Source organism: Mycobacterium sp. IDUB_28, assembly GCF_055419285.1.
Window position 1 is genome coordinate 165,886 of record NZ_JBVAXK010000002.1, and the last position, 25,386, is coordinate 191,271.

General features: G+C 67.2%; 20 protein-coding genes and 2 pseudogenes. 12 read left to right on the forward strand and 10 right to left on the reverse strand.

Features of this window, described 5'->3' with window-relative positions; translation table 11 throughout:
- Nucleotides 1-132: 132 nt before the first annotated feature.
- Genes ACZYZ9_RS04825 through mptB form a run of 3 tightly spaced genes read right to left on the reverse strand, consistent with a single transcriptional unit; the run spans nucleotide 133 to nucleotide 3,529 of the window.
- Nucleotides 133-900, reverse strand: a complete 768-nt coding sequence (locus ACZYZ9_RS04825; protein ID WP_463825069.1) for an ABC transporter permease — start codon at nucleotides 898-900, stop codon at nucleotides 133-135.
- A complete protein-coding gene (locus ACZYZ9_RS04830) occupies nucleotides 897-1,838 on the reverse strand; it encodes an ABC transporter ATP-binding protein (RefSeq protein WP_463825070.1) in 942 nt (313 codons plus the stop codon). The genes ACZYZ9_RS04825 and ACZYZ9_RS04830 overlap by 4 nt, the downstream gene beginning before the upstream one ends.
- On the reverse strand, nucleotides 1,835-3,529 hold the full coding sequence (gene mptB, locus ACZYZ9_RS04835) for a polyprenol phosphomannose-dependent alpha 1,6 mannosyltransferase MptB (RefSeq protein WP_463825071.1): 1,695 nt from the start codon (nucleotides 3,527-3,529) through the stop codon (nucleotides 1,835-1,837). The genes ACZYZ9_RS04830 and mptB overlap by 4 nt, the downstream gene beginning before the upstream one ends.
- Here mptB and ACZYZ9_RS04840 point away from each other — a divergent pair.
- The 7 genes and pseudogenes from ACZYZ9_RS04840 (at nucleotide 3,523) to ACZYZ9_RS04870 (ending at nucleotide 9,827) form a co-directional block, all read left to right on the forward strand.
- A complete protein-coding gene (locus ACZYZ9_RS04840) occupies nucleotides 3,523-4,383 on the forward strand; it encodes a helix-turn-helix transcriptional regulator (protein ID WP_463825449.1) in 861 nt (286 codons plus the stop codon). The genes mptB and ACZYZ9_RS04840 overlap by 7 nt on opposite strands.
- Nucleotides 4,383-5,816, forward strand: coding sequence for a Fe-S cluster assembly protein SufB (gene sufB / locus ACZYZ9_RS04845; protein WP_463825072.1), 1,434 nt, complete (start codon nucleotides 4,383-4,385; stop codon nucleotides 5,814-5,816). Before ACZYZ9_RS04840 ends, sufB begins: the two co-directional genes overlap by 1 nt.
- Nucleotides 5,813-6,982: a Fe-S cluster assembly protein SufD gene (sufD, locus tag ACZYZ9_RS04850; protein ID WP_463825073.1), complete on the forward strand. Its 1,170-nt coding sequence runs from the start codon at nucleotides 5,813-5,815 to the stop codon at nucleotides 6,980-6,982. The genes sufB and sufD overlap by 4 nt, the downstream gene beginning before the upstream one ends.
- A complete protein-coding gene (sufC, locus tag ACZYZ9_RS04855) occupies nucleotides 6,979-7,761 on the forward strand; it encodes a Fe-S cluster assembly ATPase SufC (RefSeq protein WP_463825074.1) in 783 nt (260 codons plus the stop codon). Before sufD ends, sufC begins: the two co-directional genes overlap by 4 nt.
- A 1-nt stretch (nucleotide 7,762) precedes the next feature.
- The gene (locus ACZYZ9_RS04860; RefSeq protein WP_463825075.1) at nucleotides 7,763-8,998 is read left to right on the forward strand and encodes a cysteine desulfurase; all 1,236 of its coding nucleotides are present in this window, start codon (nucleotides 7,763-7,765) and stop codon (nucleotides 8,996-8,998) included.
- Nucleotides 8,995-9,484: pseudogene (gene sufU, locus ACZYZ9_RS04865) on the forward strand (Fe-S cluster assembly sulfur transfer protein SufU). Before ACZYZ9_RS04860 ends, sufU begins: the two are co-directional and overlap by 4 nt.
- The gene (locus ACZYZ9_RS04870; protein WP_463825076.1) at nucleotides 9,459-9,827 is read left to right on the forward strand and encodes a metal-sulfur cluster assembly factor; all 369 of its coding nucleotides are present in this window, start codon (nucleotides 9,459-9,461) and stop codon (nucleotides 9,825-9,827) included. Before sufU ends, ACZYZ9_RS04870 begins: the two are co-directional and overlap by 26 nt.
- A 55-nt stretch (nucleotides 9,828-9,882) precedes the next feature.
- On the opposite strand, the gene ACZYZ9_RS04875 is transcribed toward ACZYZ9_RS04870, so the two are convergent.
- From ACZYZ9_RS04875 to ACZYZ9_RS04890, 4 genes and pseudogenes are all read right to left on the reverse strand, one after another.
- On the reverse strand, nucleotides 9,883-11,031 hold the full coding sequence (locus tag ACZYZ9_RS04875; RefSeq protein WP_463825077.1) for a PP2C family protein-serine/threonine phosphatase: 1,149 nt from the start codon (nucleotides 11,029-11,031) through the stop codon (nucleotides 9,883-9,885).
- Nucleotides 11,028-11,822 carry an alpha/beta fold hydrolase gene (locus ACZYZ9_RS04880; protein WP_463825078.1) on the reverse strand — a complete coding sequence of 265 codons (795 nt, stop codon included), beginning with the start codon at nucleotides 11,820-11,822 and terminating at the stop codon, nucleotides 11,028-11,030. Before ACZYZ9_RS04880 ends, ACZYZ9_RS04875 begins: the two co-directional genes overlap by 4 nt.
- A gap of 40 nt (nucleotides 11,823-11,862) precedes the next feature.
- Nucleotides 11,863-13,692 (reverse strand): acyl-CoA dehydrogenase, encoded by a 1,830-nt coding sequence (locus tag ACZYZ9_RS04885; RefSeq protein ID WP_463825079.1) that lies wholly within the window; start codon nucleotides 13,690-13,692, stop codon nucleotides 11,863-11,865.
- An 82-nt stretch (nucleotides 13,693-13,774) separates the two neighbouring features.
- Nucleotides 13,775-14,734 (reverse strand): annotated as a pseudogene (locus ACZYZ9_RS04890) (PE family protein); the annotation flags it as partial.
- A gap of 246 nt (nucleotides 14,735-14,980) precedes the next feature.
- Here ACZYZ9_RS04890 and ACZYZ9_RS04895 point away from each other — a divergent pair.
- The 4 genes from ACZYZ9_RS04895 to ACZYZ9_RS04910 are packed head-to-tail and all read left to right on the forward strand — an operon-like array spanning nucleotide 14,981 to nucleotide 19,830.
- Nucleotides 14,981-16,996, forward strand: a complete 2,016-nt coding sequence (locus ACZYZ9_RS04895) for a heavy metal translocating P-type ATPase (protein WP_463825080.1) — start codon at nucleotides 14,981-14,983, stop codon at nucleotides 16,994-16,996.
- A complete protein-coding gene (gene trxA / locus ACZYZ9_RS04900; protein WP_463825081.1) occupies nucleotides 16,993-17,343 on the forward strand; it encodes a thioredoxin in 351 nt (116 codons plus the stop codon). The genes ACZYZ9_RS04895 and trxA overlap by 4 nt, the downstream gene beginning before the upstream one ends.
- A 21-nt stretch (nucleotides 17,344-17,364) precedes the next feature.
- Complete coding sequence (locus ACZYZ9_RS04905) at nucleotides 17,365-18,192, forward strand: enoyl-CoA hydratase (RefSeq protein WP_463825450.1); 828 nt, start codon at nucleotides 17,365-17,367, stop codon at nucleotides 18,190-18,192.
- A gap of 9 nt (nucleotides 18,193-18,201) precedes the next feature.
- On the forward strand, nucleotides 18,202-19,830 hold the full coding sequence (locus tag ACZYZ9_RS04910; RefSeq protein ID WP_463825082.1) for an ABC-F family ATP-binding cassette domain-containing protein: 1,629 nt from the start codon (nucleotides 18,202-18,204) through the stop codon (nucleotides 19,828-19,830).
- 13 nt (nucleotides 19,831-19,843) lie between these two features.
- Here the strand turns inward: ACZYZ9_RS04910 and ACZYZ9_RS04915 are convergent, their stop codons facing one another.
- On the reverse strand, nucleotides 19,844-21,058 hold the full coding sequence (locus tag ACZYZ9_RS04915) for a cytochrome P450 (RefSeq protein ID WP_463825083.1): 1,215 nt from the start codon (nucleotides 21,056-21,058) through the stop codon (nucleotides 19,844-19,846).
- Nucleotides 21,059-21,252: 194 nt separating this feature from the next.
- On the opposite strand from ACZYZ9_RS04915, the gene ACZYZ9_RS04920 reads away from it, so the two are divergent.
- Nucleotides 21,253-21,804, forward strand: coding sequence for a TetR/AcrR family transcriptional regulator (locus tag ACZYZ9_RS04920; protein WP_463825084.1), 552 nt, complete (start codon nucleotides 21,253-21,255; stop codon nucleotides 21,802-21,804).
- Nucleotides 21,805-21,860: 56 nt separating this feature from the next.
- Here the strand turns inward: ACZYZ9_RS04920 and ACZYZ9_RS04925 are convergent, their stop codons facing one another.
- Both ACZYZ9_RS04925 and ACZYZ9_RS04930 read right to left on the reverse strand, forming a co-directional pair.
- Nucleotides 21,861-22,433: a TetR/AcrR family transcriptional regulator gene (locus tag ACZYZ9_RS04925; RefSeq protein ID WP_463825085.1), complete on the reverse strand. Its 573-nt coding sequence runs from the start codon at nucleotides 22,431-22,433 to the stop codon at nucleotides 21,861-21,863.
- A gap of 21 nt (nucleotides 22,434-22,454) precedes the next feature.
- Nucleotides 22,455-25,292, reverse strand: a complete 2,838-nt coding sequence (locus ACZYZ9_RS04930; protein ID WP_463825086.1) for an aconitate hydratase — start codon at nucleotides 25,290-25,292, stop codon at nucleotides 22,455-22,457.
- Nucleotides 25,293-25,386 lie beyond the last annotated feature (94 nt).

The window sequence follows — 25,386 nt, forward strand, 5'->3', positions numbered from 1 at the left end:
TCCGACCGTCACCGAACGATCGTATCGACGACTACGTCGTGTAGTAGAGCAGCCCCCGGCCGTTGACACTGCGCTGAGGGCGCGCACTCGAACTTTCCCGCCCCGGGCGCAGAGCCAACGCCCCCGGACGGCTCAGACGAAGCGGAACCACCGCCGCGCCGCCAGCGCGGCCACCGCACCCCACACGGTCAGCACGGCGATCCCGAACCAGTCCACCCGCAAGCTCATGGCCTGCGACAGCGCCTCGGTCAGCGCTCCCGACGGCGTCACCCGCGCCGCCCACTTGATCGCCGTCGGGACCAGGTCCGTCTCGAGTGTCAGGGCACCGAAACCGGCGAAGACGAACCACAACAGGTTGGCCAGCGCCAACACGATCTCGGCGCGCAGCGTCCCGCCGAGCAGCAGACCCAGCGCGGCGAACGCCCAGGTGCCCAGCCCGATCACCACCGCGCCCAAGGCCAGCGCAGCCGGCGCCGGCCGCCAGCCGACCGCAATCCCGATGCCGCCCAAGATGATTGACTGCAGGAACACAGTGAACATCACAGCCAGTGACTTGCCGACGATGATGCCCCAGACCGGCAGCGGGGTGGCCCCCAGCCGCTTCAGGGCGCCGTAGCGGCGGTCGAAGGCCACCGCGATCGCCTGGCCGGTGAACGCGGTGGAGATCACGGCCAGCGCCATGATGGCGGGGGTGAACACCGCGGCACGCGGCTCGCGGAACGAACCGAACGGCAGCAGGCTCAAGCCCACCAGCAGCGTGATCGGGATGAACATGGTCAGCAGCAACTGCTCGCCATTGCGCAGCAGCAGCTTGGCTTCCAGACCGAATTGCGCGGCCAGCATCCGGGATACCGCGCTGGGGCGCGGGTCCGGGGTGAAGGTTCCTGCCGGAAAGCTCATGACCGCAACTTTCTGCCGGTCAGGTCGAGGAACACGTCTTCGAGGCTGCGTTGTTCGACCCGCATGTCGGTGGCCAGCACGTCGATCTGAGCGCACCACGCCGTGATGGTGGCCAGCACCTGCGGACCGACCGGTCCCTCGACCAGGTACTCGCCCGGGGACAACTCGCTGGCCTGGTAGTCCTCCGGCAGCGCCGAGCTCAACAGCGACAGGTCGAGGCGCGGCGGCGCGCTGAACCGCAGCTGGTCTTTGGCGCCGCTGCGCATCAGCTCGGCCGGCGTGCCGGACGCGACCATCGTCCCGTGGTCGATGATCACCAGCCGGTCGGCGAGCTCTTCGGCCTCTTTGAGCTGGTGCGTCGTCAACACCACGGTGACGCCGTCGCGGCGCAGCGCGTCGATCAGTTCCCACACCAGCAGCCGCGCGTGGGCGTCCATCCCGGCGGTGGGCTCGTCGAGAAAGACCAGTTCGGGACGGCCGACCAGGGCGCAGGCCAGCGCGAGCCGCTGCTGCTGGCCGCCGGAGAGCCGCTTGTAGGTGGTGCGGGCCGCTTCGGTCAGGCCCAGGATGTCCAGCAGCCACGTCGGGTCCAGCGGGTCGGCGGCATAGGAGGCCACCAGATCCAGCATTTCCCCGGCGCGCGCCGCCGGGTAGCCGCCGCCGCCCTGCAACATCACGCCGATCCGGGGCCGCAGGCGCGCGTTGTCGGCGATCGGGTCCAATCCGAGGACCTCGATGCTGCCGGCGTCAGGTCGCACGAAGCCCTCGCACATCTCGACGGTGGTGGTCTTACCGGCGCCGTTGGGACCCAGCAGGGCGAAGACTTCGGCGGCATGCACGTCCAGATCGAGGCCGGACACGGCCTGGACGGACCCGTACTGTTTGCGCACCCCGCGCAGCCGCACCACGCATTCGCGGTCGAGGGGGACTGAGCTCACGTGGAATCAGCGTAGGCGTCGGGAGTGGTGGCCGTCGCCGAGGGCTGGATCTCGGTCGCCGGCTCGGCAGGTGCCGGTTCCGGGTTCTCCTCGTCCAGGGGTCGCCACGGCAGCCGGTGATAGGTCAGCGAAATGAGCACCACCACGATGAACGCGCTGGCCAGCGTGGCGTCGACGATCTGGAACAGGGCGAACCGGTCCCCGTTGGCGGTGGGACCGAAGATGCCCACGATCAACGTGATCACGATCGCCGCGGCGCGGAATCCGGTGCGGGTCGCCCACGCGGCCAGCGGAATGATGGCCCAGAGCAGGTACCAGGGTTGCACCACCGGGAACAGCAGCACGGTCAGCCCCAGCGCCACGCCCAGTCCGCCGATCGGGTGTAGCCGGCCGCGGAAGACGGCCAGCAACAGCCAGCAGACCATCACCATGATGATCAGCACGCCGATGGCACGGGTCAGCGACAGTATCGCGGTGGTGTGATCGCCCAGGCCCAGCAGAATGCCCACCTGCCCGGTCCCCAGCGCCAGCAGCGTGGGCGGTGACATCCAGCTGCGCACCACGTTGGCGGTGCCCAGGGTGTAGATCCAGCCGAAACCCAGCCCGCTGGCCCATCCGACGATGCCCATCACCGTCAACGCCAACCCCGCCATGCCGAGGCCGGAGAGCAGCAACGCCTTGATGCTGCCGCCGCAACGGTAGGCCAGCGCGCCGGTGACGAAGCCCAGCGCCAGCAGCGAGGGCAGTTTCACCTGTGACGACAGCACCATCAGGACCGATCCGAACACCAGCATCCCCAGCGGGCGCCAGTCCGGGCCGATCCGCCACGAATGCGGCAGCAGGCGTTCCGAGCCGGTCGAGTCCAGGCCCCGCAACGCGAATTCAGCGCCGGTGAGCATCAGTCCCAGCATCAACGCCTCGTTGTGGATGCCGGCCACCAGATGCATGAACAGCAGCGGGTTCGCCGCGCCCAGCCAGAGCGCGCTGACTTCGGCCACCCCGCACCGCCGGGCCAGCCGCGGCGTGGCCCACACGATCAGGGCCACCCCCAGCAGCACCACCAGTCGGTGGAACAACACCGCGGCGACGATGTTCTCGCCCGTGATCGAGGAGATGCCGCGCCCGATCCACAGGAACAGCGGACCGTAGGGCGCCGGGGTCTCGCGCCACAGGCTGGGCACCGACAGGGTGAACACGTGGCCCAGGCCCAGGCCGGACGCCGGACCCACCCGGTAGGGGTCCAGGCCGTCCAGCGAGATCTGGCTCTGGGCCAGATACGAGTAGACGTCTTTGCTGTACATCGGGGGAGCGATCAGCAGCGGCAGCATCCACAGCACCAGGGTGCGGTCCAGGTCGCCGCGCGACATCCGCCGCTTGCCCGACGCGAACCGGCCCAGCATCAGCCAGGCCAGTGCCATCATCACCGCGCCGGTGGTGGTCATCGTCAGCGCGACGGTCTGGATGCGCGACGGCAGGTTGAGCAACCGGACGCCGAAGGTCGGGTCCTGCACGACGGGCCGGGCGCCGTCGCCCAGGGCGCCGATCGCCATCAGCACGGTGCCGGTGGCGCCGAAGAGCCGGGTGCGCTTGAGTGCCGCGAATTCGGTGGCGTTGAGTGGCTTTCCCACCGTCTGCTCGTCGCCGTGCAGGGCGGCGATCGACGAGCTCAAGGTGCGGTGGCGGGCTGCCATCTGAGCAGCGTAACGGCAGCTGCTGTTGCTCTCGTCACGTAAGGGCACCCTTGCTGGACCGCCGGCGGGAATTGCGACACACTGGTGTTGTGAAAATCCAATCCGAGCTGGGCGGCGCTGTGTCTGCGGCCGCCCCTGCCGGGGTGCCCGCGGTCAGCGCTGCCGGGTCGGAGGGTCACACCAGGCGCGCGATCGTGCGACTGCTACTGGAATCCGGGTCCATCACCGCCACCGAGATCAGCGAGCGACTGGGCTTGTCGGCCGCCGGAGTGCGCCGCCACCTCGACGCGCTCATCGACGCCGGCGAGGCCGAGTCCGTGGCCGCCGCGTCCTGGCAGCAGGTGGGTCGGGGGCGGCCGGCCAAGCGTTACCGCCTGACCGCAGCGGGACGCGCCAAGCTCGACCATTCCTATGACGACCTAGCTTCCGCGGCGATTCGGCAGCTCCGCGAAATCGGCGGCGACGTTGCGGTGCAGAAGTTCGCGCGCCGCCGTATCGACGCGCTGTTGTCCGATGTGGCGCCGGCCGACGGCGCCGACGATTCCGCTGTCGAAGCTGCCGCGTCGCGCATTGCGCAGGCGCTGACGCAGGCCGGTTACGTCGCCACCACCACCCGGGTGGGTGGGCCGGTGCAGGGTGTGCAAATCTGCCAGCATCACTGCCCGGTGTCCCACGTGGCCGAGGAATTCCCGGAGTTGTGCGAAGCCGAGCAGCAGGCGATGTCTGAGGTGCTCGGCACCCACGTGCAGTTGTTGGCGACGATCGTCAACGGTGACTGTGCCTGCACCACCCACGTGCCACTCAAACTGGCGCCCAGCCCGCGCCCGACCACCAGCAATGAAGGAGCGTCCTGATGACCCTCGAAGCAGCTAGAGAGCCGCTGACCCAGGAGCAGACGATCGACTCGCTGGGCCGCTACGGCTACGGCTGGGCCGACTCCGACGTCGCCGGCGCCAGTGCGCAGCGCGGCTTGTCCGAGGCGGTGGTGCGCGACATCTCTGCCAAGAAAAGCGAGCCGGAGTGGATGCTGGACATCCGACTGAAGGCGCTGGGAATCTTCGACAAGAAGCCGATGCCGAACTGGGGATCCAACCTCGAAGGCATTGACTTCGACAACATCAAGTACTTTGTGCGCTCCAGCGAGAAGCAGGCCGCGACCTGGGATGATCTGCCCGCCGACATCAAGAACACCTACGACAAGCTGGGCATCCCGGAGGCCGAGAAGCAGCGGCTGGTCTCCGGTGTCGCCGCCCAGTACGAGTCAGAAGTTGTTTACCACTCCATTCGCGAGGACCTCGAAAAGCAGGGCGTCATCTTCCTGGACACCGACACCGCGTTGCGAGAGCACCCGGAGATCTTCAAGAAGTACTTCGGCACGGTGATTCCCGCCGGGGACAACAAGTTCTCCGCGCTGAACACCGCGGTGTGGTCGGGCGGCAGCTTCATCTACGTGCCGCCGGGCGTGCACGTCGACATCCCGCTGCAGGCCTACTTCCGGATCAACACCGAGAACATGGGCCAGTTCGAGCGGACGCTGATCATCGTCGACGAGAACGCTTATGTGCACTACATCGAGGGCTGCACCGCGCCGATCTACAAGTCGGACTCGCTGCACTCCGCGGTGGTGGAAATCATCGTAAAGCCCGGTGGCCGTTGCCGTTACACCACCATCCAGAACTGGTCGAACAACGTCTACAACCTGGTCACCAAGCGCGCCCGCGCCGAAGCCGGCGCCACCATGGAATGGGTCGACGGCAACATCGGATCCAAGGTCACCATGAAATACCCGGCGGTCTGGATGACCGGTGAGCACGCCAAGGGTGAGGTGCTCTCGATCGCGTTCGCCGGCGAGGACCAGCACCAGGACACCGGCGCCAAGATGCTGCACCTGGCGCCCAACACGTCGAGCAACATCGTGTCCAAGTCGGTGGCCCGCGGCGGCGGTCGTACCTCCTACCGCGGTCTGGTTCAGGTCAACAAGGGTGCGCACGGGTCGCGCTCGTCGGTGAAATGCGATGCGCTGCTGGTGGATACGATCAGCCGCAGCGACACCTACCCCTACGTCGACATCCGTGAAGACGACGTCACGATGGGCCATGAGGCCACCGTCTCCAAGGTCAGCGAGAACCAGCTGTTCTACCTGATGAGCCGCGGCATGACCGAGGACGAGGCGATGGCGATGGTGGTGCGCGGGTTCGTCGAGCCGATCGCCAAGGAACTGCCGATGGAGTACGCGCTGGAGCTCAACCGGCTGATCGAGCTGCAGATGGAGGGTGCGGTCGGATGACGGCCGGCACCGCAGCAGCTGCCCTGAACAAGGGGGAGCTGTTCTCCTCCTTTGATGTCGACGCCTTCGAGGTGCCGCACGGTCGCGACGAGTTGTGGCGGTTCACCCCGCTCAAGCGGCTGCGCGGCCTGCACGACGGCTCCGCGCAAGCCACCGGCAGCGCGCAACTTGCCGTCACCGAACACGACGGCGTGACCACCGAGAAAGTGCGCCGCGGCGACGAACGCCTCGGTCAGGGCGGTGTCCCCGCTGACCGCGTTGCGGCGCAGGCGTTTTCGTCGTTCAACTCCGCCACGCTGGTCACCGTCGGCCGTGACCGACAGATCGCCGAACCGATCAACATCACCGTCGCGGGTCCCGGTGCGGGCGCCACCGCCTATGGGCACCTGCAAATCCGTGTCGAGGAATTCGGCGAGGCCGTCGTCGTCATCGATCACCGGGGCAGCGGAACCTACGCCGACAACGTGGAATTTGTCGTCGCGGACGCCGCCCGGCTCACCGTCATCTGGATCGCCGACTGGGCCGACGACGGCGTGCACCTCAGCGCCCACCACGGCAGGCTCGGCAAGGACGCGGTGCTCAAACACGCCACCGTCACGCTGGGCGGTGAGGTGGTGCGGATGTCGGCCACTGTGCGTTTCGCCGCTCCCGGTGGCGACGCGGACCTGTTGGGTCTGTACTTCGCCGACGACGGCCAGCACCTCGAGTCGCGGCTGCTGGTCGACCACGCTCAGCCCGACTGCAAGTCCAACGTGCTGTACAAGGGTGCGCTGCAAGGAGATCCGTCGTCCAAGCGACCCGACGCGCACACCGTCTGGATCGGCGACGTGCTGATCCGCGCCGAGGCCACCGGCACCAACACCTTCGAGATGAACCGCAACCTGGTGCTCACCGACGGCGCCCGCGCGGACTCGGTACCCAACCTGGAGATCGAGACCGGTGAGATCGCTGGGGCCGGACACGCCAGCGCCACTGGACGTTTCGACGACGAGCAACTGTTCTACCTGCGCTCCCGCGGCATCCCCGAGGAGCAGGCCCGCCGGTTGGTGATCCGCGGATTCTTCGGTGAGATCATCGCCAAGATCGCGGTGCCCGAGCTACGGGAACGCCTCACCGCAGCCATCGAACACGAACTGGAAATCACGGAGAAGAACACAGCCTCATGACCACTCTGGAGATCAAAGACCTGCACGTCAGCGTCGAAAACAAAGATGCCGCGGCCGGGGAGCGCGAGATCCCCATCCTCAAGGGCGTCGATCTCACCGTGCAGTCCGGTGAGACACATGCGCTGATGGGCCCCAACGGCTCCGGTAAGTCGACGCTGTCCTACGCCATCGCCGGCCACCCCAAATACCTTGTCACGTCCGGATCCATCACCCTGGACGGCGCGGACGTGCTGGCGATGAGCGTCGACGAACGTGCGCGGGCCGGGCTGTTCCTGGCGATGCAGTACCCGGTCGAGGTGCCCGGTGTCTCGGTGTCGAACTTCCTGCGTACGGCCGCCACCGCCATCCGCGGCGAGGCGCCCAAGCTGCGGCACTGGGTCAAAGAGGTCAAAACCGCGATGGCCGCCCTGGAGGTTGACCCGGCCTTCGCCGAGCGCAGCGTCAACGAGGGTTTCTCCGGCGGCGAGAAGAAGCGCCACGAGATCCTGCAGCTCGAGCTGCTCAAGCCCAAGATCGCCATCCTGGACGAGACCGACTCCGGCCTGGACGTCGACGCGCTGCGGGTGGTGAGCGACGGCGTGAACCGCTACGCGCAGGCCGAGCACGGCGGCGTCCTGCTGATCACGCACTACACCCGCATCCTGCGCTACATCCGGCCGGAATATGTGCACGTGTTCGTCGGCGGTCGCATCGCGGAATCGGGCGGGCCCGAGCTGGCCGACGAACTCGAGCAGAACGGTTACGAGCGCTTTCAGCAAGCAGCACCCACCGGGGCCTAACATGCTGGACCTGACGGCCATCCGCGCCGATTTCCCCATCCTCAAGCGCATCATGCGCGGCGGAAATCAGTTGGCGTACCTGGATTCCGGCGCCACCTCGCAGCGGCCGTTGCAAGTCCTCGACGCCGAGCGCGAGTTTCTGCTGACCGCCAACGGCGGCGTGCACCGGGGTGCGCATCAGTTGATGGAAGAGGCCACCGACGCCTACGAGCAGGGTCGGGCCGACATTGCGGGCTTCGTCGGCGCCGACCCCGACGAACTGGTGTTCACCAAGAACGCCACCGAATCGCTCAACCTGGTGTCATATGTACTGGGGGACAGCCGGTTCGAGCGTGCGGTAGGGCCGGGCGACGTGATCGTCACCACCGAACTCGAACACCACGCCAACCTGATCCCCTGGCAGGAGTTGGCCCGCCGGACCGGAGCCACGCTCAAGTGGTACGGCGTGACCAACGACGGCCGCATCGACCTGGACTCGCTGCAGCTCGACGAACGCGTCAAAGTCGTTGCCTTCAGCCATCATTCCAACGTCACCGGTGCCTTGGCGCCGGTCGCCGAACTGGTCGCCCGCGCCGGCGCGGTGGGGGCGCTGACCGTCCTGGACGCCTGCCAGTCGGTACCGCACCAGCCGGTCGACTTCCACGCGGACGGCGTCGACTTCGCCGCCTTCTCCGGGCATAAGATGCTGGGGCCCAACGGAATCGGCGTGCTGTACGGCCGGCGTGAACTGCTGGCCGCCATGCCCCCGTTCCTCACCGGCGGTTCGATGATCGAGTCGGTCACCATGACGGCCTCCAGCTACGCGCCCGCCCCGCAGCGCTTCGAGGCGGGCACACCGATGACCTCACAGGTGGTCGGCTTGGCCGCGGCCGCACGCTATCTCCAAGCCATCGGGATGGACGCTGTCGAGTCCCACGAACGCGAACTGGTTGCCCAGGCCATCGACGGCCTGTCCCGCATCGACGGCGTCCGCATCGTCGGTCCGACATCCATGCAGGACCGCGGGTCCCCGGTGTCGTTCGTCGTCGACGGCGTGCACGCCCACGACGTGGGTCAGGTGCTTGACGACGACGGTGTGGCGGTCCGGGTCGGGCACCACTGCGCGCTGCCGTTGCACCGCAGGTTCGGTCTGGCCGCCACCGCCCGCGCATCGTTCGCCGTGTATAACACCGCCGAGGAGGTCGACCGGCTGGTAGCGGGCGTGCGACGGTCCGTGGATTTCTTTGGGAGAGACTGACTTTGCGTCTCGAGCAGATGTACCAGGACGTGATCCTGGACCACTACAAGCATCCGCACCACCGCGGACTGCGCGAACCGTTCGGCGCCGAGGTGTTCCACGTCAACCCGGTGTGCGGCGACGAGGTGACGCTGCGGGTGGCGCTGTCCGAGGACGGCGAGACCGTCGCCGACATCTCCTATGACGGGCAGGGCTGTTCGATCAGCCAGGCGGCGACCTCGGTGCTGACCGATCAGGTGATCGGGCAGAGCGTGCCGCAGGCGCTGCAGACCGTCGACGCGTTCAGCGCCATGGTGTCGTCGCGGGGCAATGTGCAGGGCGATGAGGATGTGCTGGGCGACGGAGTAGCGTTTGCAGGGGTGGCCAAGTATCCGGCGCGGGTCAAATGCGCGTTGCTCGGCTGGATGGCGTTCAAAGATGCGCTCGCGCAGGCCCACGCAGCTTTCGAGGAGGTCGACAGATGAGCGAAACCGCACTGCCCGGTAGCGAGAACAGCGCACCCGACGAGGAACTGCTCGCCGAGATGGAAGAGGCGATGCGCGACGTCGTCGACCCGGAGCTGGGCATCAACGTCGTCGACCTGGGCTTGGTATACGGCCTCAACCTGGAAGAGGGCGAAGAAGGCACGATCGCTCTGGTCGACATGACGCTGACGTCGGCGGCCTGCCCGCTGACCGATGTGATCGAGGACCAGTCGCGCTCGGCGTTGATCGGCAGCGGGTTGGTCGACGAGTTGCGCATCAACTGGGTCTGGAATCCGCCGTGGGGTCCGGACAAGATCACCGAAGACGGCCGCGAGCAACTCCGGGCGCTGGGATTCACGGTCTGATTCAAGCGGCGGTGTGGTTGGCCGCCCTCCGGGCGGACAGCCGCACGGTGCCGTGTCATTGGCCAGCCGGAACCCCGAGGGCCAGCAGGGCGACGTCGTCTTCGACGCCACGGCCGAGGTCGGTCAGCAATCCTTGCAATGCGGCCATGAGGTCCGCGGCCGTCGACGGAGCGTGCGCTTGCGCGAACCGCAGCAACGCGCCGTCGTCGTCGTACCGTTCACGGCCCCGTCCGGTGCGGGCCTCGGTCAGCCCGTCGGAGTAGAGCAGCAACGTGTCGCCGGCGACCAGGCGTAGCCGGGTGGCCACGAAGTCCGGTCTGGCCAGGATGCCCACGGGTTGGCCGCCCGCGGTGGAGACTTCCCGGACCTCGCCGGCCGAACCGAGCAACAGGGCAGGCGGATGCCCACCGCTGGCCAGATGAACGTCAATGCCGGACGGGGAGGGGCGAAGGGTCCCGACGATGACGGTGGCGAAGGTGTGTGCATCGCGGGGAGCGCGCTGTTTGAGAACCTTGTCCACGGTGTGCAGCACCGACACCGGGTCGGCGGTGGACATCACCGCCGCAGCCCGCAGGGTGTACCGGGTCAGCGAGGTCACCGCGGCCGCTGCCGCACCCTTGCCGGCGACGTCGCCCAGGAAAAACCCCCAGGTGTCGCCCGCGAGGGGGAACAGGTCATAGAAGTCGCCGCCGACCTCGCCGGTAGCGGCGTGATAGTGGGCGATGGCCTGCACGGACGGCGGCGGGGACAAAGACGGCGGGAGCAGCGACCGCTGCAAGGTGGCGGCCAGCAGTTCCGCGCGGGCCTGCTCGGCCTCCGCGCGGCGCCGTTCGTCCAGCAGTTCGCGTTCATAGGAGCGCCGCTTGCGCGCATCGTGGATCGCCATCCGGATGAGCTGCGGCGATCCTTTGGCGTTTGCTGTGATCAACACCGGCAGCCGGGTCGCGTCGGCTCGCACCAGGTCGATCGCCATCTCGGCGACGCTGAGATTGACCTGGAGCAGCGGTGCGAAATGGGTCTCGTAATGGATGCGGGCGCCGGCGCTGAACAGCTCGGTGAACTGCCGGCCGACCAGCTCGTTCGGCGAGTACCCGAGCCAGTCGGCCAGCACGGCATTGACCGCGGTGATGCGCCGGTCGGTGGTCGCGCACAGCAGACCGCAGGGCGCGTTGTCGAAGAAGTCTTCGGGTTGGAAATCTGTCACTGAGCAAACGCTGCGATTTGGGCGGCGGTGGCCTCGGGTGCGCTCAGCTGCGGGCAGTGCCCGGTCGTGTCCAGGGTGACCAGGGTGCTGCCGGCAATGTGTTCAGCGACGTACGCGCCGACACCGGTGGGGGCGATGGCGTCCTCGGCGCATTCCAGCACCAGCGTAGGTAGTGAGACCCGGGACAGGTCCGCGCGGTTGTCGGACAGAAAAGTCGTGCGCGCGAACACTTTTGCGCACGCAGGGTCGGTGCGGCAGAAGGTCTCGGCGAGTTCCTCGGACAGTTCGGGGCGGTCCGGGTTGCCCACGATGGTCGGGGCGATCGCGTGCGACCAGCCCAGGTAGTTGCTGTCCAGCGAGTCGAGCAGATCGTCGATGTCGGCGCGGGTGAATCCGCCGCGGTAGTCGGCGTCGTCGATGTAGCAGGGTGACGGCGTCACCAGCACCAGCTTGGCAAACGCGTCGGGACGCTCGGCGGCGGCCAGCACACCCATCATCGCGGCAACCGAGTGGCCGACGAAGACCGGATCGCGCAACTGCAGCTGGTCGACGAGCTCGAGGATGTCCGTCGCGTAACCGTCCAGGCTGGCGTAACGCTGCGGATCCCACGCCGAAGGGTCAGCACCGCCCGAGCCGACGTGGTCGAACAGCACGACGCGGAAATGCCGGCTCAACGGCGCGGTGACGCGGCGCCACATCTCCTGGTCGCAGCCAAATCCGTGCGCCAGCATGAGCGTCGGCGCCTCCTCGGGGCCGAGGAAGTGCACATTGTTCCGGACACGGACATCCATGCCGTAATAATCGCACGTCCGCCGGCGGTCGGTCCGTGCGTCAGAACGCCTCTTCGGGCATCCGCATGATGTCGTCGTCGGTGTTCTCGATGACGCTGCGCAACCCGGCCAGTTTGGGCAGCACGTTCTTGGCGAAGAAGCCCGAAACCGCGACTTTGCCCTGATAGAAGGCCTGGTCGCCGGGTGACCGATCGCCGGCCAATGCCGCCTGGGCCACGCCGGCCTGGACCAGCAGCCGCCAGCCGATCAGCAGGTCACCGACGGCGAGCAGGTAGCGCACCGATCCCAGGCCGACCTTGTAGATGTCGGTGGGGTGCTGGGCGGCCGACATCAGGTATCCCATCAACGCGGTCGTCATGCCGGTGACGTCGTCCAGCGCGGCCTGCAGCAGTTCGGCCTGATCTTTGAGCGACTCGTCGATGTTCTCGATGGTTGTGTTGATCTGGTTCGTCAGGTGGGTCAGCGACTGGCCGTGGTCGCGAACGATCTTGCGGAAGAAGAAATCCATCGCCTGGATCGCCGTGGTGCCCTCGTAGAGTGAGTCGATCTTGGAGTCCCGGATGTACTGCTCGATGGGGTAGTCCTGCAGGAATCCCGAACCGCCCAGTGTCTGCAGGGATTCCGTCAAGATCTCGTATGCCCGCTCGGAGCCCACACCCTTGACGATCGGCAGCAGCAAGTCGTCGACGCGATGTGCCATGTCATGATCTGCTCCCGAAACATGTTGTGCGACATCGTCATCCTGATGTGCAGCGGCATAGAGGTACAGCGCGCGCAGCCCTTCGGCGTAAGCCTTCTGGGTCATCAGGCTGCGCCGCACGTCGGGGTGGTGCATGATCGTGACCCGCGGCGCGGTCTTGTCGGTCATCTGGGTGAGGTCGGCGCCCTGCACCCGTTCCTTGGCGTAGGCCAGCGCGTTGAGGTAGCCCGTGGACAAGGTGCCGGAAGACTTGACGCCGATCGTCATTCGGGCGTGCTCGATCACAGTGAACATCTGCGCGATGCCGTTGTGCACGCCGCCGACCAGGTAGCCGACCGCGGGGACGTCGGTGGCGCCGAACGTCAGCTCGCAGGTCGGCGAGGTCTTGAGCCCCATCTTGTGCTCGAGGTTGGTGACGTACACGCCGTTGCGTTCGCCGAGTTCACCGGTCTCCGAGTCGAACAGATAGTTGGGGACGTAGAACAGGCTCAACCCTTTGGTGCCGGGCCCGGCGCCCTCGGGCCGGGCGAGCACCAGATGGAAGATGTTCTCCGTGGTGGCGCCGACGTCGCCGCCGGAGATGAACCGCTTGACGCCCTCGATGTGCCAGGTGCCGTCGGGCTGCTCGACGGCCTTGGTGCGCCCCGCGCCTACATCGGAGCCGGCGTCAGGTTCGGTGAGCACCATGGTGGCCTGCCAGCCGCGCTCGATTCCCAGTGCAGCCCAATGCTTTTGCTCCTCGTTGCCCTCTAGGAAGAGGGGTTGGGACAACACCGGGCCGAAGTTCAGGAAGGACACCGACGGGTTCGCGCAGTAGATCATCTCGTTGACGGCCCAGGTCAGCGGCGGAGGTGCGGCCATGCCGCCGATCTCCTCGGCCAGGCCCAGCCGCCACCACTCGGCGTCTTTGATGGCCTGCAACGTCTTGACCACCTCGGGCGGGATGCTGATGCTGTGCGTGGCCGGGTCGAACACCGGGGGGTTGCGGTCGGCGAACGCGAAGGTTTCGGCGAGCGGCCCCTCGGCCAGGCGTGCCGCCTCGGCCAGGATGGTGTGCGCGGTGTCGAGGTCGAGATCGGCGTAGCGCCCGGCACCGAGCACCGCCCCGATGTCGAGAACCTCGAACAGGTTGAACTCGAGATCCCGAACGTTGGCGATGTAGTGCCCCACTGCGGTTCCTTCCACTCAGACCGGTGGGTCTCAAGTGTGTCCGACGTCGGAAAACGTACGCAACCGTAAGTACGGGGTACTAACCGTTGGCGCCGTTCTGGCCGAAGAGCAGGCCGCGGGTGCCGCCCAGGCCGTCAGTGGAACCGACGGCCGTGCCGGTACCGCCGGCGCCACCGTTGCCGAACAGCAGCGCGTTTCCTCCGTTGCCGCCGTTGCCGGGCGGGAATGCCCCGCCGTCGCCACCCTCGCCGCCGTTACCGATCAAGCCGGACTGGCCGCCGGGGCCGCCGCTGGCGTTGGACACGAGCCCGCCGCCGCTGCCGCCGCCGCCGCCATTGCCGATGAAGAATCCGCCGGCACCGCCGGCGCCGCCGATTCCCGCGGAGGTGGCTGTCCCGCCGACCCCACCATCGCCGAACAGCCAGGCGCGACCGCCGGCGCCACCACCGAAGAATCCGGTACCTCCGGCGCCGCCCCCGCCGTAAAGCAGTCCACCGTTTCCGCCGGCGCCGCCGACCGCGGCCGTACCACTGGCGCCGCCGGCACCCCCGAACCCGAGCAACCCGGCGGATCCCCCTCTGCCGCCGGCTTGTCCCGGGGCGACACCGGCACCGCCGGCACCGCCGTTCCCGAAGAAGATCCCACCGTCCTCACCGGCCATGCCGGCTGCGCCGGTGCGGCCGTCGCCGAAGAACGGCCGGTTGAACAGCGCGCGGCTGGGCGCGTTGATCAGGTCGAGCACCGGCTGCAACGGCCCGAGGTTGGTGGCTTCGGCGGTGGCGTACGCACCCGCGTTGCGGGCCAGGGTCTGCACGAACTGTGCGTGAAATGCGCTGGCCTGCGCGCTGATTGACTGATAGGTCTGGGCGTGCGACCCGAAGACCGCCGCCACCGCCCGAGACACCTCGTCGGCCCCGGCAGCCAGCGCGTTCGAGGTTCGTGCTGCCGCCGCCGCGTTGGCGTCGTTGAGCAGCGAGCCGACCCGGGCCAGATCGCCCGCCGCCTGCGAAACGAACTCGGTGTTAGCGACCACGTACGACATTTCGCACCTCCACATTGAGACAGCGACCTACGAAGCTTAACGCTGTTCGGCACCGATGGATCCAACTTTTTCCGGATCGAATTCAGCGGGACCTGCACGGGTCACCGGACTTCATCACACCGTCGTTTTCATTTGTGGCAGAAGCCAATTCATTGACATACCGCAACGGAACCGAGACCTGGGCGGATCCCTGCGTCAATACACTCGGTGCATCCAGCCCAACTCTGTCCCCGCGAGGCCGCCGCAATGACCGTGTCCGCCGTCGAAGCGCCCGCTGCGGCGGCCGCCGAGCGTGGCCCGACGGTAGGTCCGGTGTGTTGGCCCGCGGCGCTGTGGTCGGTGATGTCCGTGCGCTGGGCGGCGGTGGCGCTGCTGCTCTTCGCGGCCGGCTTCGCGGCACAGCTCAGCGGTGCGCCGCAGGGTATCTGGTGGTCGTTGTACCTGGCGTGCTATCTCGCCGGCGGCTGGGGATCGGCGTGGGCCGGGGCGCAGGCGTTGCGTCACCGGGAGCTCGACGTCGACCTGTTGATGATCGTTGCCGCGGTGGGCGCGGTGGCCATCGGGCAGATCTTCGACGGCGCGCTGCTGATCGTGATTTTCGCGACCTCGGGGGCGCTCGACGAGGTCGCCACCAAGCACACGGCGGACTCGGTCAAGGGATTGCTGAACCTGGCGCCCGACCGGGCTGTGGTGGTCGACGGGCACGGCAACGAACAGACAGTGCCGGCCGGCGAACTGGTGGTCGGTGACCGGGTGGTGGTGCGGCCGGGAGAGCGCATCCCGGCCGACGGGGCGGTGCTGGCCGGCGCATCCGAGGTCGACCAGTGCTCCATCACGGGTGAGTCCATGCCGGCGGCCAAGTCGGCGGGCGATGAGGTGTTCGCCGGTACGGTCAACGGATCCGGGGTGTTGCACGTCGTCGTCACGCGCGACCCGTCGCACAGTGCGGTGGCCCGCATCGTCGAGCTGGTAGCAGCGGCGTCGGCGACGAAGGCGAAAACCCAACTGTTCGTGGAGAAGATCGAGCGGCGCTACTCGGTGGGCGTGGTGGGTGCCACCCTCGCCCTGATCGTGATCCCACTGTTGATCGGCCTGCCACTGCAGTCAGTTCTGTTGCGCGCCATGACTTTCATGATCGTGGCCTCACCGTGCGCGGTGGTCTTGGCCACCATGCCGCCGTTGCTGTCCGCGGTCGCCAACGCCGGTCGGCACGGTGTCCTGGTCAAGTCCGCGCTGGTCATGGAACATCTCGCCGACATCAGCGTCGTCGCGCTGGACAAGACCGGCACGCTGACCTGTGGGACACCGCAATTGAGTACCGTCGAGGTGTTGCGGCCGGAGCTGGCGGACGCGCGCCGAATACTCGAATTAGCTTCCGGCGCAGAGCAATTCAGTGAGCACCCGCTGGGTCGCGCGATCGTCACGGCAGCCCGCCGTCGTGGGGTCGCCATCGCGGCGGCCGAGGACTTCCGCGCCCTGCCCGGCCGCGGGGTGCGGGCGACCGTGGACGGTGCTTTCGTCGAAGTGTGCAGTCCGGACAGCTATCGGGGGGAACCGCCGGCCGCGCTGGCGGCGATGTTGGCGGATGGTGCCACGGCGGCCGTCGTCGTCGTCAACGGAGTGGCGGTCGGGTTGCTCGGACTCACCGACCAGATTCGCGGCGACGCCGCGGTGTCGGTGGCTGCGCTGAGCGCGTTGACCACGACACCACCGGTCTTGCTGACCGGCGACAACGTGCCCGCGGCGCGACGGGTGGGCCGGGCCGCCGGCATCACCGACGTGCGCGCGGCCATGCTGCCCGACCAGAAGGCGGCGGCAGTCCGCGCGCTACAGGGCGCGGGGCACCGGGTGCTCGTCGTCGGCGACGGGGTCAACGACGCGCCCGCCATGGCCGCGGCGTGCGCGTCGGTGGCGATGGGCGCCGGGGCCGACCTCACGCTGCAGACCGCCGACGGGGTGACGGTCCGCGACGAACTGCACACCATTCCGACGATCATCGGGCTGGCCCGGCACGCCCGCCGGGTGGTGGCGGTGAACCTCGCGGCCGCCGGCAGTCTCATCGCGGTGCTGGTGCTGTGGGATCTGTTCGGGCAGCTCCCGCTGCCGCTCGGGGTCGCCTGCCACGAAGGTTCCACGCTGCTGGTCGCCCTGAACGGGCTGCGCCTGTTGACCGACCGGGCGTGGCGGGCCGCCGCGTCGGGTTGCGGCCCGGCAGCCCAGCCGGGAACAAAGACCGTGGTCGCGGCGTTACCGCTGACGTGACTACCCAAGACCTCACCGCTGCACAGTTCAACGACACGATCGCCGGCAACGAGATGGTGCTCGTCGACTTCTGGGCGTCCTGGTGCGGCCCGTGCCGGGCCTTCGCGCCGACGTTCAAGGCGGCCTCCGACAAGCACCCCGATGTGGTGTTCGCCAAGGTCGACACCGAAGCCGAGCAAGAGCTGGCCGCGGCGGCCCAGATCCGGTCCATCCCCACGCTGATGGCGTTCAAGAACGGCCAACTGCTGTTCAACCAGGCGGGCGCCCTGCCGCCGGCCGCGCTGGAAGACCTGATTCAGCAACTGAAGGGCTACGAGGCTGCGGAGGCTGAAGTAACCGAGGTCTAGACCCGGCAGCCCGCGGGCGCTCTGCGATACCGTGCACAGGTGAGTCTGGTCCTCCTGGAACACCCGCGGCCCGAGATCGCCCTGATCACCCTGAACCGTCCCGAGCGAATGAACTCGATGGCCTTCGACGTCATGGTTCCGCTGCGGGAGACCCTTGAAGAGGTCGGCACCGACAACTCGGTGCGGGTGGTGGTGCTCACCGGCGCGGGCAAGGGCTTCTCGTCGGGGGCGGATCACAAGTCCGCGGGCTCGGTTCCGCACGTCGATGGCCTGACCCGCCCGACGTATGCGCTGCGGTCCATGGAGATCCTCGACGACGTCATCCTCAAGCTGCGCCGCCTGCATCAACCGGTGATCGCCGCGGTGAACGGCGCGGCCATCGGCGGCGGACTGTGTCTGGCCCTGGCCGCCGATGTGCGGGTGGCCTCTACCACCGCATACTTCCGGGCGGCGGGCATCAACAACGGCCTGACCGCCAGCGAACTCGGCCTCAGTTACCTGCTGCCCAGGGCCATCGGGTCGTCGCGGGCCTTCGAGATCATGCTGACCGGCCGTGACATCTCCGCCGAGGAGGCCGAACGGATCGGATTGGTGTCCTGCCAGGTGCCGCCCACCCAGCTGCTGGACACCTGTTATGCGATCGCGGCGCGCATGGCGGCGTTCTCGCGTCCGGGTATCGAGTTGACCAAACGCACACTTTGGAGTGGACTGGACGCCGGTAGTCTCGAGGGACACATGCAGGCCGAGGGCCTGGGACAGCTTTTCGTCCGTCTACTCACCTCCAACTTCGAAGAAGCGGTTGCCGCACGCGCGGAGAGACGGCCGGCGGTGTTCACCGACGAAAAATAGGGAGCAGATGTGATCACGGCTACGGACCTGGAGGTCCGCGCTGGTGCGCGCATCCTGCTCTCACCCGACGGGCCGGCGCTGCGGGTGCAGCCCGGTGATCGGATCGGGTTGGTCGGCCGCAACGGTGCGGGCAAGACCACCACCCTGCGGATCCTGGCGGGGGAGGGCCAGCCCTACGCCGGTACGGTCACCCGCAAGGGCGAAATCGGTTATCTGCCACAGGATCCCAAAGAGGGCGATCTGGACGTGCTGGCTCGCGACCGGGTGTTGTCCGCCCGCGGTCTCGATGTGCTGCTCACCGACCTGGAAAAGCAGCAGGCGTTGATGGCCGAGGTCGCCGACGACGACGCGCGGGACCGCGCCATCCGCCGCTACGGCCAACTCGAGGAGCGCTTCGTCGCGCTCGGGGGCTACAGTGCCGAAAGCGAGGCGGGCCGCATCTGCGCGAGTCTCGGTCTGCCCGAACGGGTGCTCACCCAGCAGTTGCACACCCTGTCCGGCGGGCAACGGCGCCGGGTGGAGTTGGCGCGAATCCTGTTCGCCGCCTCCGACAGTGGCGCGGGTTCGTCCACCACGTTGCTGCTCGACGAGCCCACCAACCACCTCGACGCGGATTCGGTGGGCTGGCTACGGGACTTCCTGCGGTCGCACACCGGTGGCGTGGTGATGATCAGCCACAACGTCGACCTGATCGCCGATGTCGTCAACCGGGTGTGGTTCCTCGATGCGGTGCGCGGTGAGATGGACGTCTACAACATGGGCTGGCAGAAGTACCTCGACGCCCGCGCGACCGACGAGCAGCGTCGCCGCCGCGAGCGCGCCAACGCCGAACGCAAGGCCGCCGCGCTGCGCACCCAGGCCGCCAAACTAGGTGCCAAGGCCACCAAAGCCGTTGCCGCGCAGAACATGTTGCGCCGCGCCGACCGGATGATGGCCTCGCTGGACGAGGAACGCGTCGCCGACAAGGTGGCCCGCATCAAATTCCCCACCCCGGCCCCGTGCGGCCGCACCCCGCTGGTGGTCAAAGGCCTGAGCAAGACCTACGGTTCCCTGGAGGTGTTCACCGGGCTCGACCTGGCCATCGACCGCGGCTCGCGGGTGGTCGTGCTCGGGCTCAACGGTGCCGGCAAGACCACGCTGCTGCGGTTGCTGGCCGGGGTGGAGACGCCCGACACCGGCGGCCTGGAACCCGGACACGGTCTGCGCATCGGCTATTTCGCGCAGGAGCACGACACCTTGGACAACGACGCGACGGTCTGGCAGAACATCCGGCACGCCGCTCCCGAATCCGGCGAGCAGGAGCTGCGCGGGCTGCTCGGTGCGTTCATGTTCAGCGGCCCGCAACTCGACCAGCCGGCGGGCACGCTGTCCGGGGGTGAGAAGACGCGGCTCGCGCTGGCCGGCCTGGTCGCATCCACCGCCAACGTGTTGCTGCTCGACGAACCGACCAACAACCTCGACCCGGCCTCACGCGAGCAGGTCCTCGACGCGCTGCGCAGCTACCAGGGCTCGGTGGTGCTGGTGACCCACGACCCCGGTGCGGCCGAAGCCCTGGACCCGCAACGCGTCCTGTTGTTGCCCGACGGCACCGAGGACTACTGGTCCGAGGACTATCGCGACCTGATCGAACTGGCCTGAGCTCCCGCTGGATCTACCGGACGGCGAGTTCGAGGCGGTTCAAGCGACGGACCAAGATGCTCGGAAGCCACTCGCCGACGTCTGCCGGCTCGATCCAGGTCGTGCGTTCCAGCAGCATCCTGAACACGATGTGCGCCTCCAGCCGCGCCAGGGCGGCGCCGACGCAGAAGTGCACTCCCTTCCCGAAGGCCACATGGCCTTTGGCGCCGGCGCGGTCGAGGCGGAACTCGTCGGGCGCTTCGAAATGTGCTGGGTCGCGGTTGGCGGCGCCCCACATCAGCAACAAGTGGGAATCGGCCGGCACCGGCACCCCGCCCAGGGTGGTGTCGCGCCACACGTGGCGATAGTGCCCGCGGAAGGGGGCCTCATACCGGAGTGCCTCTTCGATGAAGGCGTTGAGCAGGTCGGGATGCTCGCGCAACTGCTGTTGTATCGCCGGCTGTTCGGCCAGCACCCAGGCGGCGCTGCCCAGCAACGATGCGGTGGACTCGCCGGCAGCGCTGAACAGCGTGATCATGATGCCCATCGCCACCATCTGGTCGACTTCGCCCGATGCGTACCGAGCCGCCAGGTCGGCGATCAGACCGGATTCGGCTGAGTTCCCGGCCTTCTCGAAATGCTCCATGACATAACCCGACAATTCGAATGCAGCCACGCCGGCTGCCTCGAGTTGAGATTGTGTGACGACTCCGTCGAGCATCGTGGTGGTGGCGAAGCCCAACCTGATCAGGTTGTCGACATCGGCGTCGGGCAGACCCAGCAGCTTGGCAACGACCATCATCGGAAGCCGGTTGGCTATCGCGCTCATCCACTCGATACGCCCGTCCCGCAGGCCCTCGACCCACAGCCGCTGGGCGACCTCGCCGGCGAATTGTTTGATGATGCGGACGCGCTTGGCAGCTAGATGTGGCAGCAGGATCTTGCGGTGAACCGCATGGATCGGATCATCGGCGGTGGCCAGAGCGTGGTGGGGGCTGCCGGCCTCCATCATCGGGAACGGGGTGATGGTCCCGTCGTCGTGGTAGACCATCGTCGCGGTGAGGTTGGAGGAAAAGTCTTCGACCCGCTGGACGGCATCAACGACCGCATCCCAGCCGCAGACCGCGTAGAACGCCGAGTCCCCGATGCGGTGCACTGGGGCCTGGGCGCGCATCCGTGCATACAGCGGATAGGGATCCTGCAAAGCCTGCGCGCCGAAGAAGTTGAGCGGCTCATCCAGCACAGGCATGCCCTCAGGTTCGTGCCAATCAGCTAACCGGTCAACACTTCCCGCTGAAGTTGATAACCGTTGCAGATTCCCACCCAGCTGCGAATCCTCAGATCGGCGACGCCATCAGCTAATTAGCGTGAGAAGATTGCAGTCAAAATTCTCATGGTGCGAAATGCCTTGCAATGACATCGACGCCGGTGGACCATCGTCGTATGCCCCGGACGGACTGGCTGGTCGGGCGGGACCGCCACACCGAAGCTGCCGAACGGATTTACTCCGCTGCGGCCGACCTCATCGCCGACGTCGGATACGACGCATTCACCATCGAGGCCTTGGCCGCCAGGGTGCACTGCTCTCCGGCGACGATCTACCGGCACGCCGGCGGCAAAGCAACCATCCGTGATGCCGTCGTCGCCCGGCTCGGCACGAAGATCGTCGATTCCGTCCGCGGTGCCATCAAGGACCTGACCGGCCCCGACCGCGTTGTCGCCGCGACCATCGTTGCGCTCCAACGGGTGCAAGCTCAGCCCATGACTCAGCTCTTCCAGTCGATGAACATGAACTCCGGCAGCGACTGGCTCGCCAATTCGCCTGCCGTGCAGGCCTTTGCCGCTGAAATGCTCGGCCCCGACAACCCCGACCCACTGGCCGTGCAGTGGCTGATCCGGGTGTTCCTGGCGCTGTGGTGTTGGCCGTTGAAAGACCCGGAAGCTCAAATGGCATTGCTGCGGCGCTTTTTCGCAGCGTCCTTCGCCGACGACTGACGGTCCCGTGCAACAGCCGGGTAGGCGACCATGACACTGTCTCCAACGAAGATGGATCAGGCCAGATCCGGCCGCCGCACCGAGTTCTCCACCAGGTCCAGCACCGCCGCCAACCGCTGCGGGTCTTCGCCCGACGCCAGCCGCGCCACCAGACCGTCCAGCACCAGGTCCAGGTAGCAGTGCAGCACGTCGGCGGGCACGTCGTCGCGAACCCGGCCGGCCTGCTTCTGCCGGTGCAACCGTTCGGTGGTCGCCGCCGCCAGCTCGGCGGACCGTTCGGCCCAGCCGCGGCTGAACTCGGGGTCGTGACGCAGCTTGCGCGCGATCTCCAGCCGAGTGGCCAGCCAGTCGAACTGCTCGGGAGCGGCCAGCATGTTGCGCATCACCTGGATCAACCCTTGGCGCGAGGCGACTTCCGCCATGCGCTGGGTGTCCTCGCGCGCGAGCGCGAAGAACAGCGCGTCCTTGTCGCGGTAGTGGTGAAAGATCGCACCACGCGACATGCCGATCTCTTTCTCCAGCCGGCGCACCGTGGCCTGGTCGTAGCCATACTCGGCGAAACAGCGGCGCGCGCCGTCCAGGATCTGACGGCGCCGCGCCTCGAGATGGTCCTCGCTGACTTTGGGCACAGGCGGGGGATGTGGTTGCGGCTAGCCAGAGTTCAGCATGTTGCGCAGTACGTACTGCAGGATGCCGCCGTTGCGGTAGTAGTCGGCTTCACCCGGGGTGTCGATGCGGACCTTGGCGTCGAACTCGATCGGGTCGCCGGTTTCCTTGCTGGCCTTAACCTTCACCGTCTTCGGCGTCTTGCCGTCGTTGAGTTCTTCGATGCCGGTGATGTCGAAGGTCTCGGTACCGTCCAGGCCCAGCGACTGCGCCGACTCCCCGTCCGGGAACTGCAGCGGAATCACGCCCATGCCAATCAGATTCGAGCGGTGGATACGTTCGAAGGACTCGGTGATCACCGCCCGCACGCCCAGCAGCCGGGTGCCCTTGGCCGCCCAGTCGCGCGACGAGCCCGACCCGTACTCCTTGCCGCCCAGCACCACCAGCGGGATGTCTTCCTTCGCGTAGTTCTGTGCCGCGTCGTAGATGAACGCCTGCGGCGCATCCTCTTTGGTGAAGTCGCGGGTGTACCCGCCGGACACGTCGTCAAGCAGCTGGTTGCGCAACCGGATGTTGGCGAAGGTGCCGCGGATCATCACCTCGTGGTTGCCGCGGCGTGAGCCGAAGGAGTTGTAGTCCTTGCGCTCGACGCCATGCTCGTCGAGGTACTCCGCGGCCGGGGTGCCCGGCTTGATGCTGCTCGCCGGCGAGATGTGGTCGGTAGTGACCGAATCACCAAGCAGCGCAAGAACTCTGGCGCCCTTGATGTCACTGACCGGCTCGGGTTCCTTCGACATCCCGTCGAAGTAGGGAGGCTTGCGCACATACGTCGAGTCCTCGTCCCATTCGAAGGTGTTGCCGCTGGGCGTCGGCAGGTTCTGCCAGCGCTCGTCGCCCTTGAACACGTCGGCGTAGTTCTTGGTGAACATCTCCTGGCTGATGGCCGACGCGATGGTGTCCGACACATCCTGCTGCGACGGCCAGATGTCCTTGAGGAAGACATCGTTGCCGTCCTTGTCCTGGCCCAGGGGGTCCTCGTCGAAGTCGAAGTCCATCGACCCGGCCAGCGCATAGGCCACCACCAGCGGCGGCGACGCCAGGTAGTTCATCTTCACGTCCGGGTTGATGCGGCCCTCGAAGTTGCGGTTACCGGACAGCACGGCCGCGACGGCAAGGTCGTTGTCGTTGACCGCCTTCGAGATGTCCTCGGGCAGCGGCCCGGAGTTGCCGATGCAGGTGGTGCAGCCGTAGCCGACCAGGTAGAAGCCCAACTTCTCCAGGTACGGCCACAATCCCGCCTTGTCGTAGTAGTCGTTAACCACCTGCGATCCCGGCGCCATGGTGGTCTTCACCCACGGCTTGGAGGTCAGCCCCTTCTCGACGGCGTTGCGTGCCAGCAGCGCCGCGCCCAGCATCACTTCGGGATTGGAGGTGTTGGTGCACGACGTGACCGCCGCGATCACCACCGCGCCGTGGTCCAGCACGAACTCGCCGTATTCGTCGGACTTCACCTCGACGGGGTTGCTGACCCGACCCTTGGCATGCACTGCGGCCGAATGGACCTTGGGAGCGTCGTCGGCGTGGCCGTTGTCCGGCGAACCGGGATCGCTGGCCGGGAACGACTCGTCCACCGTCTCATCCAGTTTCGAATAACCCTGCTTGTCGTCGGAGCCGTCTTCGACGTAGCTGGTGATGTGCTTGCGGAAGGTCGACTTGGCTTCCGACAACGCAATTCGGTCCTGCGGGCGCTTCGGGCCGGCGATCGACGGCACCACCTCGGACAGGTCGAGTTCCAGGTACTCGGAGAAGTTCGGTTCGTGGTCGGGATCGTGCCACAGCCCTTGCTCTTTGGCGTAGGCCTCGACCAGCGCCAGCTGCTCTTCGCTGCGCCCGGTGAACTTCAGGTAGGAGATGGTCTCTTCGTCGATCGGGAAAATCGCTGCGGTGGAACCGAATTCGGGGCTCATGTTGCCCAGCGTGGCGCGGTTGGCCAACGGCACTTCGGCGACGCCGTCGCCGTAGAACTCGACGAACTTGCCGACGACGCCGTGCTTGCGCAGCATTTCGGTGACGGTCAGCACCACGTCGGTGGCCGTGACGGCCGGCTGGATCTCGCCGGTCAGCTTGAAGCCGACGACGCGGGGGATCAGCATCGACACCGGCTGGCCGAGCATCGCGGCCTCGGCCTCGATGCCGCCCACGCCCCAGCCGAGCACCCCGAGGCCGTTGACCATCGTGGTGTGGGAGTCGGTGCCCACGCAGGTGTCCGGGTAGGCGACTGTCTTACCCGCGCCGTTGGCGCGGGTCATGACGACACTGGCCAGGTATTCGATGTTGACCTGGTGCACGATGCCGGTGCCGGGCGGCACCACCTTGAAGTCGTCGAACGCACCCTGCCCCCAGCGCAGGAACTGGTAGCGCTCGCCGTTGCGTTCGTACTCGATCTCGACGTTGCGCTCGAAGGCGTCGGCGGTGCCGAACAGGTCGGCGATTACCGAGTGGTCGATCACCAGATCGGCCGGCGCCAGCGGGTTGACCTTCTCGGCGTCGCCGCCCAGGTCGCCGATCGCCTCGCGCATGGTGGCCAGGTCGACGATGCAGGGCACCCCGGTGAAGTCCTGCATCACCACCCGGGCGGGGGTGTACTGGATTTCGATGCTGGGTTCCGCCTCGGGATCCCAGTTCGCGATCGCCTCGATGTGCTCCTTGGTGATGTTGCTGCCGTCTTCGTTGCGGAGCAGGTTCTCGGCGAGCACCTTGAGGCTGTAGGGGAGTTTCTTGGTCTCAGGGACGGCATCGAGACGGTAGATCTCGTATTCTTTGTCGCCGACCTTGAGGGTGTCGCGGGCTTCGAACGAGTTCACCGAACCTTTGCTAGTCACATCAACTCCCGAGGATTAAGTTCTTCCCGCCGACGGGCCGTGTCGGCGGGGGCGGTGCAACTTTAACAGTACGCTTGTCCTGCATTAGATTGCC